We start from the raw sequence: 13,858 nt of genomic DNA on the forward strand, positions 1-13,858 counted from the left end.
TGCTGCGCTCGCCGCACGTGGACAAGACCTCGCGCGAGCAGTTCGAGATGCGCACGCACAAGAGGCTCCTCGACATCGTCGACCCGACCCCGCAAACCGTCGACTCGCTGATGAAGCTCGACCTGCCCGCGGGCGTGGTGGCGGAGATCGTCGAGTAGGAATATGGTCACCCTGTCCGCCGACCAGAAGATCCGGATCCGCCTGAAGGCCTACGACCACCACCTGCTCGACCGCTCCATGAAGGAGATCGTCGAGACGGTACGGCGCACGGGCGCCCGCGTGACGGGGCCGGTGCTCCTGCCCACCATCATCAACCGATGGACGGTGCTCCGCTCGCCCCACGTCGACAAGACCTCGCGCGAGCAGTTCGAGATGCGCACGCACAAGCGGCTGCTCGACATCCTCGATCCCACGCCTCAGACGGTGGACGCGCTCATGAAGCTCGAGCTGCCCAGCGGCGTCGACGTCGAGATCAAGCTCTAGCCCGCGCACATCAGGAACAGCGAGAACTTTCGCCATGGCGATGAAAGAGGGACTGATTGGCCGCAAAGTCGGCATGACGCAGGTCTTCGGGGACGATGGGAACATGATCCCGGTCACCGTGGTCCAGCTCGGCCCCTGCACGGTCGTCGAGGTGCGGTCGAAGGCCACGCACGGCTACGACGCGCTCCAGCTCGGCTTCGAGCCGAAGAAGAAGAACGTGACCAAGGCGATGAGCGGCGTCTACAAGAAGGCCGGCGTGGCCACGCCCATGCGCGTGCTCCGGGAGATCCGCCTGCAGAAATCGGAGGCGCTTGCGCCCTACTCGGTGGGTCAGTCTCTGACCGCGGAGATCTTCAGCCCGGGCGAGCTGGTCGACGTGGTCGGCGTGACCAAGGGCAAGGGATTCCAGGGTGGCGTGAAGCGCCATGGCTGGGCGGGCGGCGACGCCACCCACGGCTCGATGTTCCACCGGGCCCCCGGCTCCATCGGGGCCTCCTCCGATCCCTCGCGTGTGTGGCCAGGTCATCCCCTGCCGGGCCGCATGGGCGGTGATCGCCGCACCGTGCTGAACCTCCCGGTCGTACGCGTGCTCGCCGAGCAGAACCTCATCCTGCTCCGGGGCGCGGTGCCGGGCGCGCGCGGTGGCGTCGTGCTGGTGCGGAAGAGCGTGAAGCAGACCAAGGCGCAGCAGCAGAAGCAGGGGGCGAAGTAGCGATGCCGAGCCTACCCATTCTCGACGGCAGCGGGAAGTCCCGCGGCACCCTCGAGCTTGCCGACGCGGTGTTCGGGGGCGCGGTGAGCGTGCCCATGGTGCATCAGGCGGTGGTGCGCGAGCTTGCCGACCGGCGCGTGGGGACGCACTCCACGCGCGGCCGCAGCGAGGTGAGCGGCGGCGGTCGGAAGCCGTGGCGGCAGAAGGGCACCGGGCGCGCCCGCCAGGGCTCGATCCGCGCCACCCAGTGGAAGGGCGGCGGCAAGCCGTTCGGCCCGCGGCCGCGCAAGTACGACAAGGCCATGCCCGCGGAGATGCGGCGGGCCGCCCTGCGCGCGGCCCTGGCCGCGAAGGTCGCGGCGGGCGAGGTGACGGTGGTGGAGCAGCTCGGCCTGGGCGAGCCGAAGACCAAGGCCCTGGTCGCGCGACTCAAGACCTTCGGGGCCGCGGCGGCGCCGACCCTCCTCGTGCTCGGAGAGCGGAGCGCGGACGTCGAGCGCGCGGCATCCAACGTGCCGTGGCTCGAGGTCACCACCGCGCTCCACACCTCGGTATATCAGCTCGTGCGCCACGACCGGATCGTCGCGGAGCGCGCGGCCCTCGTCGCGCTGCAGGAGGCGCTTGCGCGATGAGAGATCCTCGTCAGGTGCTGTTCCGTCCCCTCATGACCGAGAAGAGCATGCTGCAGAAGGAAGAGCACAACACCGTGACGTTCGAGGTCGCGCGGAGCGCCAACAAGGTCGAGATCCGCCAGGCCGTCGAGCGCGTGTTCAATGTGAAGGTGGCCGACGTGCGCACGATGTCGATGCAGGGCAAGTGGAAGCGCATGGGCCGCTTCGAGGGCCAACGCTCCGACTGGAAGAAGGCGATCGTCACGCTGGCGCCTGGCCACAAGATCGAGCTCGTCGAGGGAGCCTGAGACCGATGGGAATCCGCACACTGAAGCCCACCTCGCCGGCGCGGCGCTACATGACCCTCCTCACCAACGAGGAGATCACCAAGAAGACGCCGGAGAAGAGCCTGCTCACGCCCAAGACCCGGATCAGCGGTCGCAACGCTTACGGCCGCATCACCGTCCGGCACCGGGGCGGCGGGCACAAGCGGATGCTCCGCGAGGTCGACTTCCGCCGCGAGAAGCTCGGCATCCCCGCCAAGGTGGTGGGTATCGAGTACGATCCCGGCCGCTCGGCCCGGATCGCGCTCCTGCACTACCGCGACGGCGAGAAGCGCTACATCATCGCGCCCCTCGGGCTCAAGCCCGGGGACGTCGTGATGTCGGGGCCGCAGGCCGACATCCTGCCCGGCAACGCGCTGCCCATCCGCAGCATCCCCCTCGGCACCCTCGTGCACAACGTGGAGCTGCAGCCGGGGCGCGGTGGCCAGCTGTGCCGGAGCGCGGGAACCCTCGCCCAGCTCCTCGCCAAGGAAGGCGACCACGCCGATCTCAAGCTCCCCTCGGGGGAGGTGCGGCGGGTGGCGCTCGACTGCATGGCCACCGTCGGCCAGGTCGGGAACCTCGACCATGAGAACGTGTCGGTCGGTAAAGCGGGGCGGGTGCGCTGGAAGGGCTTCCGGCCCACCGTGCGGGGCACCGTCATGAACCCGGTGGACCACCCCATGGGCGGCGGTGAGGGCAAGGGCAAGGGCAACCATCCGATGACCCCGTGGGGCAAGCCCACCAAGGGCTACAAGACCCGCCGGGGCGCGCGCCCGTCGGACCGTTACATCGTCACGCGCCGGACCAAGTAAGAGAGGCCGACCATGGGACGCTCAACCAGTAAGGGGCCGTTCGTCGAGACGCGGCTCATGACCCGCATCGACGAGCTGAACCGCCAGCGCCAGAAGAAGGTGCTGAAGACGTGGTCGCGCCGGTCCACCATCGTGCCGGAGTTCGTGGGGCACACGCTCGCCGTGCACAACGGGAAGAAGTTCATCCCGGTGTACATCACCGAGAACATGGTGGGCCACCGCCTCGGCGAGTTCGCCCTCACCCGGACGTTCAAGGCACACGGCGCCGCCGAGAAGGCCACCACGTCGCCCACCGGGAAGGCGTGAGGCCGTGAAGACGCAGGCCACCGCGCGCTACATCCGGGTGCCCGCCAGCAAGGCGCGCCTCGTGCTCGAGCACATCCGTGGCAAGTCGGTGGGCGAGGCCCTCGCCACCCTGCAGCTCACGTCGAAGGCGGCGGCGCGGCTCATCGAGAAGGTGCTGCGCTCGGCCATCGCCAATGCCGAGCACAACCATCAGGTGCGCAACCTCGACGACCTCCGCGTGGTCAAGGCGGTCGCCGACGGTGGCCCCGGCCTCAAGCGGGTATCCCCGCGGGCGATGGGCCGCGCGTACTTCATCAAGCACCGGACCAGCCACCTCACCATCGAGCTCTCCGACGAGACGCCGCGCCCGCGCGCGCGGGCGGGGGCGGGAAGGTAATTTATGGGGCAGAAGACCCATCCGATCGGATTCCGGCTCGGGACCACGCGGACGTGGAGCTCGCGCTGGTTCGCCACCAAGGGCTACGCGGGGCTCCTGCACGAGGACGTGAAGATCCGCCGGTTCATCAAGTCGGCGCTCTACCACGCGGGGATCTCGAAGATCGACATCGAGCGCTCGGCCAATCGGGCGCGCATCTCCATCTTCACCGCGCGTCCCGGCATCATCATCGGCCGCAAGGGCGCCGAAGTGGAGAAGCTCAAGAACGAGATCCAGAGCCGAACCCAGAAGGAGGTCCACCTCAACATCGAGGAGGTGGTCCATCCCGAGCTGGACGCGCAGCTGGTGGCGGAAAACGTCGCCCTCCAGCTCCAGAAGCGGGTGGCATTCCGCCGCGCGATGAAGAAGGCGGTGACGTCCGCCCTGCGCCTGGGCGCCGACGGCATCCGGATCGCCTGCTCCGGTCGCCTGGGCGGCGCCGAGATCGCGCGCCGCGAGTGGTACCGCGACGGGCGGGTGCCCCTGCACACGCTGCGGGCGGACATCGACTACGGCCTCGCCGAGGCCCACACGACGTACGGCGCCATCGGCGTGAAGGTGTGGATCTTCAAGGGTGAGGTCCTACCCACCCAGCGGACGGCCGAGGCCTGATCCCATGCTGATGCCCAAGCGCGTCAAGTATCGCAAGGCCCAGCGCGGGCGCATGAAGGGCAAGGCCCATCGTGGCTCCACGCTCGCCTTCGGCGACTACGGGCTCAAGGCCCTGGAGCCGGCGTGGGTGACCAACCGGCAGATCGAGGCCGCGAGAGTCTCCTTGACCCGGAGTGTCCAGCGCGGCGGCAAGGTCTTCATCCGGATCTTCCCCGACAAGCCGGTGACCAAGAAGCCCGCGGAGACGCGGATGGGCAAGGGCAAGGGCAATCCCGAGTTCTGGGTGGCGGTGGTGAAGCCCGGCCGCATCCTCTACGAGATGGAGGGTGTGGACGAGGCGACGGCCAAGGACGGGTTTCGGCTCGCCGCGCAGAAGCTCGGCATCAAGACCAAGTTCGTGACCCGCACGCGGGCGCTCTGAGGCGACCATGAAGGTGACGAAGTGGCGTGAGATGTCAGAGGACGAGCTGACGCAGAAGGGCAAGGAGCTCGCCGAGGAGCTCTTCAACCTCCGCTTCCAGCTCTCGATGGGCGTGGCCAAGAACCCCGCGCGTGTCGGACAGGCGCGCCGCGACCTCGCCAGGATCCAGACGATCCTGCGCGAGCGCCGTGCCCCCGCGAAGGCTTAAGGAGACGTTCGGTGTCGGAGACGAAGACCCGCGAAGGCGTGGTGGTGAGCGACAAGATGACGAAGACCCGCGTGGTGCTGATCGAGCGGGTGTACCGGCACCCGCGGTACGAGCGCGTGGTGCGGCGCACCAAGCGGCTCAAGGCCCACGACGAGACCAATGCGAGCAAGACGGGCGACCGGGTGCTCCTCGAGGAGACGCGGCCCCTGTCGAAGGAAAAGCGCTGGCGGATCCGGGAAATCATGACCCGGGCCTCCTGAGACCGACATGATCCAGCCGAGAACGATGCTCGACGTGGCCGACAACTCCGGCGCCAAGAAGGCGCAGTGCATCCGCGTCATGGGCGGCGCCAACAAGCGCTACGCCTCGCTCGGCGACATCGTGATCGTCGCGGTCAAGGAGGCGGTGCCGGACGGCACCGTGAAGAAGGGCGAGGTGGCCCGCGCGGTGGTGGTGCGGACGGTGAAAGAAGTGGGCCGCAAGGACGGCTCGTACATCCGCTTCGACCGCAACGCGGTGGTGCTCCTCAAGGCCGACGACAACCCGGTGGGCACCCGCATCTTCGGACCCGTCGCGCGGGAGCTCCGGGACAAGCAGTTCACCAAGATCATCTCGCTGGCCCCCGAGGTCATCTGAGGGACGTGATGGCGCAAGCGCACGTGCGGAAGGGCGACACCGTGGTGGTCATCGCGGGCCGGGAGCGCGGCAAGCGCGGCCGGGTCCTGCGGGTGCTGCCCGCGGAGGGCCGCGTGGTGGTGGAACGGCTCAATCTCATGAAGAAGCACCAGAAGCCGACCCAGAAGCTGCGGCAGGGCGGCATCATCGAGCGCGAGGCGCCGCTGCATCTGTCCAATGTGATGCTGGTGGATCCCCGCAGCGACAAACCTACGCGGGTGGGCGTCAAGCAGCTCGCCGACGGCCGCAAGGCCCGCGTCGCCCGCAAGTCGGGCGAGATGGTGGACAAGGCGTAGGTCATGGCTGACGAAAAGAAGCCCCAGGCGAAGGCCCCCGGCAAGGCGCCGCAGCCGGCCCAGCAGGGCAGCGGCAAGAAGCCTGTCCCCGCCGGCAAGGGCGGCGGCAAGGGTGCCCCCGCGACCGCGGCCGGCCCCGCCGCGCAGGCGCGCGTGACCGGCGACGTGCCCCCGCGGCTGCGCGACCGCTTCCGCTCCGCGGTGATCCCCGCCCTCATGAAGGAGCGCGGCTACACCAATCCGTTCCAGGTGCCGCGGCTCGAGAAGATCGTCATCAACATGGGCGTGGGCGAGGGCAAGGAGAACGCCAAGGTCGTCGACTTCGCGGTGTCGGATCTGCAGACCATCGCCGGCCAGAAGCCGGTGATCACGCGCGCGAAGAAGTCGATCGCGAACTTCAAGCTCCGCGAGAACGTCCCCATCGGCTGCAAGGTGACGCTGCGGGGCGCGCGGATGTACGAGTTCCTCGACCGCCTCGTCAACGTGGCCCTGCCGCGGGTGCGCGACTTCAAGGGCGTGCCGCCTAAGGCCTTCGACGGACGCGGCAACTACGCCCTCGGGCTCAAGGAGCAGGTCATCTTTCCGGAGATCGTGTACGACAAGGTCGACAAGGTGCGCGGCATGGACATCATCATGGTGACCACCGCCGGCACCGACGAAGAGGCCAAGGCGCTGCTGACCCAGCTCGGCTTGCCCTTCAGGGAGTCCTAAGGCATGGCGAAGATCTCGCTCATCATGAAGGCGCAGCGGCCCCCGAAGTTCAAGTCGCGGGGCTACAACCGCTGCAAGATCTGCGGCCGCCCTCGCGGCTATCTGCGGAAGTTCGAGGCCTGCCGGCTCTGCTTCCGGGAGCTGGCCCTCAAGGGCGAGGTGCCGGGCGTGGTCAAGGCGAGCTGGTAGGGGGACGCGAGGCATGATGACCGATCCCATCGCTGACCTCCTGACCCGCATCCGCAACGCGAGCCGTGCCGAGCACGAGAAGGTGGACATCCCCTCGTCCAAGCTCAAGGTCCGCATCACCGAGATCCTGAAGAGCGAAGGATTCATCAAGAACTTCCGGCTCATGGAGGAGAAGAAGCCCGGCACCCTGCGTGTGTATCTCAAGTACGGGGCGGGCAACGAGCGCGTCATCTCCGGGCTCGTCCGGGTGTCGAAGCCGGGCCGGCGCGTCTACGTGGGCAAGGACAAGATCCCATCCATCCTGGGCGGCATGGGGGTGGCGATCCTGTCCACTTCCCGGGGCGTGATGACCGACCGCGAGGTCCGCAAGCAGGGCCTCGGCGGCGAGGTCCTCGCCTACGTCTGGTAGGAGAGCCGACTCATGTCGCGAATCGGACGCAAGCCCATCCCGGTGCCGCAGGGCGTGAAGGTGGCGGTGGACGGCGCCGCGGTGCGCGTGGAAGGGCCCAAGGGGAAGCTCTCGCACTCGCTGCCCAGCGGGATCTCGGTCAAGGCCGAGCCCGCGCAGGTGACGGTGAGCCGATCCTCGGACGAGCGGAATGCGCGCGCCCTCCATGGCCTCACGCGCTCGCTCATCGCCAACATGGTGCACGGGGTGAAGGACGGCTTCGAGCGCAAGCTCGAGATCGTGGGCATCGGGTACCGGTGCCAGCTCCAGGGCAAGAACCTGCAGCTCGCGCTGGGCTTCTCGCACCCGGTGATCTTCCCGCTCCCCGAGGGCATTCAGGCGGAGGTGGAGAAGCAGGTGTCGATTACCCTGCGGGGCGCGGACAAGGCCTTGCTGGGGCAGACCGCCGCGCTCATCCGGGGCCTCCGCAAGCCGGACCCCTACAAGGGCAAGGGTATCAAGTACGCGGACGAATACATCCGCCGGAAAGTGGGCAAGAAGGCAGGAGCCAAGTGATGCAGGCGAATCGCAAGGTCGAGGCCAGGAAGATCCGGCACGTGCGGGTGCGGCGCCTGGTGCAGGGGACCGCCCAGCGACCGCGGCTCGTGGTGTTCCGGAGCCTGAATCACATCTATGCACAGATCATCGACGACGCGGACGGCAAGACGCTGTGCGCGGTGGACAGCCGCGCCGCGGACTTCCGCGCCAAGATGAAGACGGGCGGCAACGTGGCGGCGGCGAAGCTGGTGGGCGAGCTGATCGCCCAGCGGGCGAAGGCCAAGGGCATTGGGCCCGTGGTGTTCGACCGTGGCGGCTACCAGTATCACGGGCGGGTGAAGGCGCTGGCCGATGCGGCACGGGCCGGCGGCCTGGCGTTCTAGGGAGGACGGATTGGCTGAAGGACGGATCGATTCCAGCGCGCTCGACCTGACCGACCGGGTCGTCTCGATCAACCGTGTCGCCAAGGTCGTGAAGGGCGGCCGGCGCTTCTCGTTCACCGCCCTCGTGGTGGTGGGCGACGGTCGCGGCCACGTCGGCGTGGGCCTCGGCAAGGCGCGCGAGGTCCCCGAGGCCATCCGCAAGTCGGTGGAGCACGCCAAGAAGGACCTGATCTTCGTGCCCCTCAAGGACACCACGATCCCGTGCGAGATGACCGGCCACTTCGGCGCGGCCCGGGTCTACCTCAAGCCCGCGTCCCAGGGCACCGGCGTCATCGCCGGTGGCGCGGTGCGGCCGGTGCTGGAGGCGGCGGGCGTCCAGGACGTGCTGACCAAGACGCTGGGGACCAACAATCCGCACAACGTGCTCAAGGCGACCATCGATGCGTTCCGGCGCATGAAGCGGCAGCTCGACCTGCACGCGGCGCGGCGGCGCTCGCTCGACGGCGACGGCCAGGAGGCGGCGGGTGGCTAAGCTCAAGGTCACGCTGGTGAAGAGCATCATCGGGCTCAGCCCGAAGCAGGAGGCGACCGTCCGCGCGCTGGGGCTCCACCGCATCCGCCACACGGTGGAGCACGACGACAGCCCGACGATCAAGGGCATGATCAAGGCGGTGGCGTTCGCCCTCAAGGTGGAGGCGGCATGAGGATCGAGGATCTGCGGCCGGCGGCGGGCGCCACGAAGAAGCGGAAGCGGCTGGGCCGCGGCCCCGCGTCCGGCACCGGCAAGACATCCGGCAAGGGCCACAAGGGTCTCAACGCCCGTTCCGGCGGAGGGGTGCGTCCGGGCTTCGAGGGCGGCCAGATGCCGCTCTACCGACGCCTGCCCAAGCGAGGCTTCCTGCCCTTCGGCGGCAAGACCGAGCTCGCCATCGTCAATCTGAAGGACCTCGCCGCGCGGTTCGGCGCGGGCAGCGTCGTCGATCCCGACAGCCTGCTCCAAGCGCGCCTGATCAAGAAGGCCGACCGGGATCGCGTCAAGGTGCTGGGAGACGGCGAGCTGGGCCATGCCCTCACCGTGCGGGCCCACAAGATCAGCGAGTCGGCGCGGAAGAAGGTCGAGGCGGCGGGGGGACGGGTGGAGGTCCTGGCCTGATGTTCGAGAGTCTGCAGAGCTTCCGGAACATCTTCCGGATCGAGGAGCTCAAGCGGCGGGTGCTGGTCACCCTCGGCCTGCTCGCCGCCTATCGCCTCGGCGCCCACGTCCCGACCCCGGGCATCGACGGCCACGCGCTCGCCCAGTTCTTCGACCAGGTGCAGGGCACCCTGCTCGGGATGGTGGACCTCTTCTCGGGCGGCAACCTGCGCCGGCTCACGATTTTTGCCCTTGGGATCATGCCCTATATCTCCGCGTCGATCATCCTGCAGCTCCTGACCGTGGTGATCCCCGCGCTCGAGCGGCTCGCCAAGGAAGGCGAGGCGGGCAAGAAGAAGATCACCCAGTACACCCGCTATGGGACCATCGTGCTGTCGCTGATCCAGGCCTTCGGGATCGCGGTGGGGCTCGAGAGCATGCGGGCGCCGGGCGGCGGCTCCATCGTGCCGGATCCGGGCTGGGGCTTCCGGCTCCTCACCATGATCACGCTCACCACCGGCACCGCGCTGATCATGTGGCTGGGCGAGCAGATCTCGGAGAAGGGGATCGGCAACGGTATCTCGCTGATCATCTTCGCGGGCATCGTGGTGCGGCTGCCGTCGGCGATCATTTCGTCCTATCGCCTCATCTCGACGGGAGAGCTGCGGCTGCCCGTGTTCGTGGCGCTCCTCGTGATGATGCTGCTGGTCACTGCCGCGGTCATCCTCATGCAGGAGGGCCAGCGGAAGATTCCCGTCCAGTACGCCAAGCGGGTGGTGGGGCGCCGGGTCTACGGCGGCCAGTCCACCCACATCCCCCTGCGCATCAACACCGCGGGCGTCATCCCGGTGATCTTCGCGTCGTCGCTCATCCTGTTCCCGGCGACCCTCACCCGCTTCGTCAATCACCCGTGGATGCAGGTGATCACCGAGGCGCTGTCGCCGGGGCACGTGACCTACACCGTCATGTACTGCGGTCTCATCATCTTCTTCGCCTACTTCTACACCGCGATCGTGTTCAACCCGATCGACCTTGCCGACAACATGAAGAAGTACGGCGGGTTCATCCCCGGGGTGCGGCCGGGCAAGAAGACGGCGGAGTACATCGACCGGACCCTCACCCGCATCACCTTGCCGGGGGCCATCTTCCTCGCCCTCATCTCGGTGCTGCCGGACTTCCTCATCCGCTGGTTCAACACGCCCTTCTACTTCGGCGGGACGAGCCTCCTCATCGTGGTCGGCGTGGCCCTGGACACGGTGCGACAGATGGAGTCGCACCTCCTGATGCGGAACTACGAGGGCTTCCTCCGGAAGCGCCAGCGGGCGCGGGCATGAGCGCGCGCGTCATCTTCCTCGGCGCGCCTGGGGCGGGCAAGGGCACTCAGGCGCGCGCCCTCGCCGCGGAGTGGAGCGTGCCCCAGGTGGCCACTGGCGACATGCTGCGCGAGGCGGTGGCGGCGAAGACGCCGCTCGGGCTCGAAGCCAAGCGCCACATGGACTCCGGCGGGCTCGTGCCCGACGACGTGGTGATCGGGCTCGTGGAGGAGCGTCTCGCCCGTCCGGACGGCGCCGCCGGCTTCGTGCTGGACGGTTTCCCGCGGACGACCGCGCAGGCGCAGGCGCTCGACGCCATGCTGAAGCGCCGGGGGCAGTCCATCGACCGGGTGGTCTTCCTCGAAGTGGGCCGCGAGGAGCTGCTTCGCCGCCTCACCGGCCGGCGGGTGTGCCCCAAGTGCGGGGCCGCCTTCCATCTCGTCTCGGCGCCACCCCGGACGGCGGGGCGCTGCGACAACTGCGGCGCCGAGCTCACCCAGCGCTCGGACGACACCCGCGAGGCGGTGGCCACGCGGCTCGACGTCTACCAGAAGCAGACCGCGCCGCTGCTCGCCTACTACCGCGAGCGCGGCCTCCTCGCCACCGTACCCGGCGAGGGCGCGATGTCCCGCGTGGCCGCGGACATCCGCAAAGCGGTGGGACGGGCGGTGCCCGCGTGATCCTGCTCAAGTCGCCTCGCGAGCTCGCCCATATGCGTGCGGCGGGTCACATCCTCGCCGAGGTGAAGGAACGCCTGCGCGCGATGGTGCGCCCGGGCATCACCACCAAGGACATCGACGCCGACGTGGAGGCGTTCATCGTCGGCAAAGGCGCCAAGTCCGCGTTCAAGGGCTACCGCGGCTTTCCCGCGACGGTCTGCACCTCCCTCAACGAGGAGATCGTCCACGGGATCCCGTCCGCGAAGCGCCGGCTCACCGAGGGCGACATTATCGGGCTTGACCTCGGGTGCATCGTGGAGGGGTACTACGCCGACTGTGCGATCACGCTGCCGGTGAGCCCGGTGCCGCCCCGGGTGCAGGAGCTGCTGGACGTCACGCGCGAGAGCCTCGACAAGGCCATCGTGCAGTGCCGCGCGGGCAACCGCCTGGGTGACGTCTCGCATGCTGTCCAGAGCCACTGCGAGAGCCACGGCTTCGGGGTGGTGCGGGCCTTCGTGGGCCACGGCATCGGCCGCGCGCTACACGAGGATCCTCAGGTGCCGAACTTCGGCGAGCCGGGGCGCGGCCCCGCGCTGAAGCCGGGCATGGTGCTCGCCATCGAGCCCATGATCACGATGGGGTCGTGGGAGGTCCGGATTCTCGAGGACCGGTGGACCGCCGTCACCGAGGACGGCAGCCTCGCCGCGCACTTCGAGGACACCATCGCCATCACCGAGGAGGGCCCCGAGGTCCTCACCCGCATCGAGCCCAGGTCCTAGGGAGCGCGCGTGGCCAAGGAAGACGCGATCGAGGTGGAGGGCACGGTGGTCGAGCCGCTGCCCAACGCGATGTTCCGCGTCGAGCTGGAGAACGGGCACAAGGTGCTCGCCCACGTCTCCGGCAAGATGCGCATGAACTTCATCCGCATCCTGCCCGGGGACAAGGTCAAGGTGGAGCTGTCGCCGTACGACCTCACCCGCGGCCGGATCACGTATCGATTCAAATAGGTCGTTTTTCAAAGGACAGTCATGAAAGTCAAGCCGTCGATCAAGCTGCGGTGCGAGAACTGCAAGATCGTGCGCCGGCACGGGGCCGTGCGCGTGATCTGCAAGAATCCCCGTCACAAGCAGCGGCAAGGCTGAGGAGTCGCCCATGGCACGTATCGCCGGAGTGGACCTGCCCCGCGACAAGCGCGGCGTCATCGCCGTGCAGTACATCTACGGGATCGGCATCCCGTCGGCCCGCCGCATCATGATGGATGCGCGCGTGGACGGGAACAAGCGCGTGAAGAGCTGGAGCGACGACGAGACCGCCAGGGTGCGCGACATCATCGAGCGCGAGTTCAAGGTCGAGGGTGACCTGCGGCGCGAGGTCGCGATGAACGTGAAGCGGCTGATGGACATCGGCTGCTATCGCGGGATCCGGCACCGCAAGGGCCTCCCCGTCCGCGGCCAGCGCACCCACACCAACGCCCGGACGCGGAAGGGCAAGAGCAAGGGCGTCATGGTCAAGAAGAAGCCCGTCGCCGCCGCCCCCGCGGCTGCGGCGCCCGCCGCTCCCGCGGCGCCAAAGAAGTAAGGAGCCGAGAACATGGCCGACGAGCAGCAATCAGCCGAGAAGCCGGCGGCGCCCCGCAAGGGCGGGCGCAAGCGCGAGCGCAAGGAGGTCCGCGTGGGCGTCGCCCACGTGCAGGCCACCTTCAACAATACGATCGTGACTCTGACCGACAAGACCGGCAACGTGGTCTCGTGGGCGAGCGCGGGGAGCGTGGGCTTCAAGGGCTCGCGCAAGAGCACCCCGTTCGCCGCCCAGACCGCCGCCGAGAACGCCGCCCGCAAGGCGATGGACCTCGGGCTCAAGTCTGTCGAGGTTTGCGTCAAGGGCCCGGGCGCCGGCCGCGAGGCTGCCATCCGCGCGCTCCAGGCGGTGGGTCTCGAGGTCACCGCCATCCGCGACGTGACCCCGATCCCCCACAATGGCTGCCGGCCGCCCAAGCGGCGCCGGGTGTAGGGAGGAGGGGACGTGGCGAGATATCGCGAAGCGGTGTGCCGGCAGTGCCGGCGCGAGGGGATCAAACTGTTCCTGAAGGGCGCGCGCTGCTTCACCGAGAAGTGCGCGATCGAGCGGCGCAACTATCCTCCGGGCCAGCACGGCCTCTCCCGCACCAAGCTGACCAACTACGGCATCCAGCTGCGGGAGAAGCAGAAGGCCAAGAACATCTACGGGGTGCTGGAGACCCAGTTCCGCCGCTACTTCGAGCGCGCCGAGCGCGAGAAGGGCATCACCGGCGAGAACCTCCTCAAGCTCCTCGAGCGCCGGCTCGACAACGTGGTCTTCCGTCTCGGGATGGCGGCCTCGCGCCGCGAGGCCCGGCAGATGGTGGCCCACGGGCACATCCAGGTGAACGGCCGCAAGGTGTCAGTGCCGTCCTACATCGTCAAGGTCGGTGAAGAGGTGGCGCTCCGGGCCACGTCGAAGATGCAGGAGCGCGTGGTCGACAATCTCGGGGCGGGCCGCTCCGCGGTGCCGCCGTGGCTGGACGTGGACATCAACCAGAAGAAGGGGACGGTGCGTGGGCTCCCGGTCCGGGAGGACATCCAGATCCCCGTGCAGGAGCAGCTGATCGTCGAGCTGTTCTCGAAGTAGGA

Annotated in this window: 30 protein-coding genes; all 30 read left to right on the forward strand. The window is 68.6% G+C overall.

The window, feature by feature from the left end; translation table 11 throughout:
- A partial coding sequence (rpsJ, locus tag VFX14_20830; GenBank protein HEU5192142.1) for a 30S ribosomal protein S10 occupies nt 1-158 on the forward strand: 158 nt, incomplete at its 5' end.
- A 4-nt stretch (nt 159-162) separates the two neighbouring features.
- Nucleotides 163-483 (forward strand): 30S ribosomal protein S10, encoded by a 321-nt coding sequence (rpsJ, locus tag VFX14_20835; protein HEU5192143.1) that lies wholly within the window; start codon nt 163-165, stop codon nt 481-483.
- 40 nt (nt 484-523) lie between these two features.
- Nucleotides 524-1,195, forward strand: a complete 672-nt coding sequence (gene rplC / locus VFX14_20840; GenBank protein ID HEU5192144.1) for a 50S ribosomal protein L3 — start codon at nt 524-526, stop codon at nt 1,193-1,195.
- A 2-nt stretch (nt 1,196-1,197) separates the two neighbouring features.
- Nucleotides 1,198-1,827: a 50S ribosomal protein L4 gene (gene rplD / locus VFX14_20845; protein HEU5192145.1), complete on the forward strand. Its 630-nt coding sequence runs from the start codon at nt 1,198-1,200 to the stop codon at nt 1,825-1,827.
- Nucleotides 1,824-2,114: a 50S ribosomal protein L23 gene (rplW, locus tag VFX14_20850; GenBank protein HEU5192146.1), complete on the forward strand. Its 291-nt coding sequence runs from the start codon at nt 1,824-1,826 to the stop codon at nt 2,112-2,114. Before rplD ends, rplW begins: the two co-directional genes overlap by 4 nt.
- A 5-nt stretch (nt 2,115-2,119) precedes the next feature.
- Nucleotides 2,120-2,944 carry a 50S ribosomal protein L2 gene (gene rplB / locus VFX14_20855; protein HEU5192147.1) on the forward strand — a complete coding sequence of 275 codons (825 nt, stop codon included), beginning with the start codon at nt 2,120-2,122 and terminating at the stop codon, nt 2,942-2,944.
- Between the two features lie 12 nt (nt 2,945-2,956).
- A complete protein-coding gene (gene rpsS, locus VFX14_20860) occupies nt 2,957-3,250 on the forward strand; it encodes a 30S ribosomal protein S19 (protein ID HEU5192148.1) in 294 nt (97 codons plus the stop codon).
- 4 nt (nt 3,251-3,254) lie between these two features.
- On the forward strand, nt 3,255-3,626 hold the full coding sequence (gene rplV / locus VFX14_20865) for a 50S ribosomal protein L22 (GenBank protein ID HEU5192149.1): 372 nt from the start codon (nt 3,255-3,257) through the stop codon (nt 3,624-3,626).
- A gap of 3 nt (nt 3,627-3,629) precedes the next feature.
- Nucleotides 3,630-4,277 (forward strand): 30S ribosomal protein S3, encoded by a 648-nt coding sequence (rpsC, locus tag VFX14_20870; protein HEU5192150.1) that lies wholly within the window; start codon nt 3,630-3,632, stop codon nt 4,275-4,277.
- 4 nt (nt 4,278-4,281) lie between these two features.
- Nucleotides 4,282-4,698 (forward strand): 50S ribosomal protein L16, encoded by a 417-nt coding sequence (gene rplP / locus VFX14_20875; GenBank protein HEU5192151.1) that lies wholly within the window; start codon nt 4,282-4,284, stop codon nt 4,696-4,698.
- A gap of 7 nt (nt 4,699-4,705) precedes the next feature.
- Nucleotides 4,706-4,906, forward strand: coding sequence for a 50S ribosomal protein L29 (gene rpmC / locus VFX14_20880; GenBank protein ID HEU5192152.1), 201 nt, complete (start codon nt 4,706-4,708; stop codon nt 4,904-4,906).
- Nucleotides 4,907-4,917: 11 nt separating this feature from the next.
- Complete coding sequence (rpsQ, locus tag VFX14_20885) at nt 4,918-5,166, forward strand: 30S ribosomal protein S17 (GenBank protein ID HEU5192153.1); 249 nt, start codon at nt 4,918-4,920, stop codon at nt 5,164-5,166.
- Nucleotides 5,167-5,173: 7 nt separating this feature from the next.
- Nucleotides 5,174-5,542, forward strand: coding sequence for a 50S ribosomal protein L14 (rplN, locus tag VFX14_20890; protein ID HEU5192154.1), 369 nt, complete (start codon nt 5,174-5,176; stop codon nt 5,540-5,542).
- Nucleotides 5,543-5,550: 8 nt separating this feature from the next.
- Complete coding sequence (gene rplX, locus VFX14_20895; protein HEU5192155.1) at nt 5,551-5,877, forward strand: 50S ribosomal protein L24; 327 nt, start codon at nt 5,551-5,553, stop codon at nt 5,875-5,877.
- Nucleotides 5,878-6,042: 165 nt separating this feature from the next.
- Entirely contained in the window at nt 6,043-6,588 is a 546-nt protein-coding gene (gene rplE / locus VFX14_20900; protein HEU5192156.1) for a 50S ribosomal protein L5, read from the forward strand.
- A gap of 3 nt (nt 6,589-6,591) precedes the next feature.
- The gene (locus VFX14_20905; GenBank protein ID HEU5192157.1) at nt 6,592-6,777 is read left to right on the forward strand and encodes a type Z 30S ribosomal protein S14; all 186 of its coding nucleotides are present in this window, start codon (nt 6,592-6,594) and stop codon (nt 6,775-6,777) included.
- Between the two features lie 13 nt (nt 6,778-6,790).
- Nucleotides 6,791-7,186 carry a 30S ribosomal protein S8 gene (rpsH, locus tag VFX14_20910; protein HEU5192158.1) on the forward strand — a complete coding sequence of 132 codons (396 nt, stop codon included), beginning with the start codon at nt 6,791-6,793 and terminating at the stop codon, nt 7,184-7,186.
- A 12-nt stretch (nt 7,187-7,198) separates the two neighbouring features.
- Nucleotides 7,199-7,741 (forward strand): 50S ribosomal protein L6, encoded by a 543-nt coding sequence (gene rplF / locus VFX14_20915; GenBank protein HEU5192159.1) that lies wholly within the window; start codon nt 7,199-7,201, stop codon nt 7,739-7,741.
- Nucleotides 7,741-8,106, forward strand: coding sequence for a 50S ribosomal protein L18 (rplR, locus tag VFX14_20920; GenBank protein HEU5192160.1), 366 nt, complete (start codon nt 7,741-7,743; stop codon nt 8,104-8,106). Before rplF ends, rplR begins: the two co-directional genes overlap by 1 nt.
- A 10-nt stretch (nt 8,107-8,116) precedes the next feature.
- Nucleotides 8,117-8,638: a 30S ribosomal protein S5 gene (gene rpsE / locus VFX14_20925; GenBank protein HEU5192161.1), complete on the forward strand. Its 522-nt coding sequence runs from the start codon at nt 8,117-8,119 to the stop codon at nt 8,636-8,638.
- On the forward strand, nt 8,631-8,810 hold the full coding sequence (gene rpmD / locus VFX14_20930) for a 50S ribosomal protein L30 (GenBank protein HEU5192162.1): 180 nt from the start codon (nt 8,631-8,633) through the stop codon (nt 8,808-8,810). The genes rpsE and rpmD overlap by 8 nt, the downstream gene beginning before the upstream one ends.
- On the forward strand, nt 8,807-9,259 hold the full coding sequence (gene rplO / locus VFX14_20935) for a 50S ribosomal protein L15 (GenBank protein ID HEU5192163.1): 453 nt from the start codon (nt 8,807-8,809) through the stop codon (nt 9,257-9,259). Before rpmD ends, rplO begins: the two co-directional genes overlap by 4 nt.
- Nucleotides 9,259-10,572 carry a preprotein translocase subunit SecY gene (gene secY / locus VFX14_20940; GenBank protein HEU5192164.1) on the forward strand — a complete coding sequence of 438 codons (1,314 nt, stop codon included), beginning with the start codon at nt 9,259-9,261 and terminating at the stop codon, nt 10,570-10,572. The genes rplO and secY overlap by 1 nt, the downstream gene beginning before the upstream one ends.
- Entirely contained in the window at nt 10,569-11,231 is a 663-nt protein-coding gene (locus VFX14_20945) for an adenylate kinase (GenBank protein ID HEU5192165.1), read from the forward strand. Before secY ends, VFX14_20945 begins: the two co-directional genes overlap by 4 nt.
- A complete protein-coding gene (gene map / locus VFX14_20950; GenBank protein HEU5192166.1) occupies nt 11,228-11,989 on the forward strand; it encodes a type I methionyl aminopeptidase in 762 nt (253 codons plus the stop codon). Before VFX14_20945 ends, map begins: the two co-directional genes overlap by 4 nt.
- A gap of 9 nt (nt 11,990-11,998) precedes the next feature.
- Complete coding sequence (gene infA / locus VFX14_20955; protein ID HEU5192167.1) at nt 11,999-12,217, forward strand: translation initiation factor IF-1; 219 nt, start codon at nt 11,999-12,001, stop codon at nt 12,215-12,217.
- Nucleotides 12,218-12,238: 21 nt separating this feature from the next.
- Nucleotides 12,239-12,352, forward strand: coding sequence for a 50S ribosomal protein L36 (gene rpmJ, locus VFX14_20960; protein HEU5192168.1), 114 nt, complete (start codon nt 12,239-12,241; stop codon nt 12,350-12,352).
- Between the two features lie 10 nt (nt 12,353-12,362).
- The gene (rpsM, locus tag VFX14_20965; GenBank protein ID HEU5192169.1) at nt 12,363-12,788 is read left to right on the forward strand and encodes a 30S ribosomal protein S13; all 426 of its coding nucleotides are present in this window, start codon (nt 12,363-12,365) and stop codon (nt 12,786-12,788) included.
- Nucleotides 12,789-12,800: 12 nt separating this feature from the next.
- A complete protein-coding gene (gene rpsK, locus VFX14_20970) occupies nt 12,801-13,220 on the forward strand; it encodes a 30S ribosomal protein S11 (protein HEU5192170.1) in 420 nt (139 codons plus the stop codon).
- A gap of 12 nt (nt 13,221-13,232) precedes the next feature.
- Nucleotides 13,233-13,856, forward strand: coding sequence for a 30S ribosomal protein S4 (gene rpsD, locus VFX14_20975; protein HEU5192171.1), 624 nt, complete (start codon nt 13,233-13,235; stop codon nt 13,854-13,856).
- The last annotated feature ends 2 nt before the right edge of the window (nt 13,857-13,858 follow it).

The organism is Candidatus Methylomirabilota bacterium (genome assembly GCA_035764725.1).
Classification (GTDB): domain Bacteria; phylum Methylomirabilota; class Methylomirabilia; order Rokubacteriales; family CSP1-6; genus DASRWT01.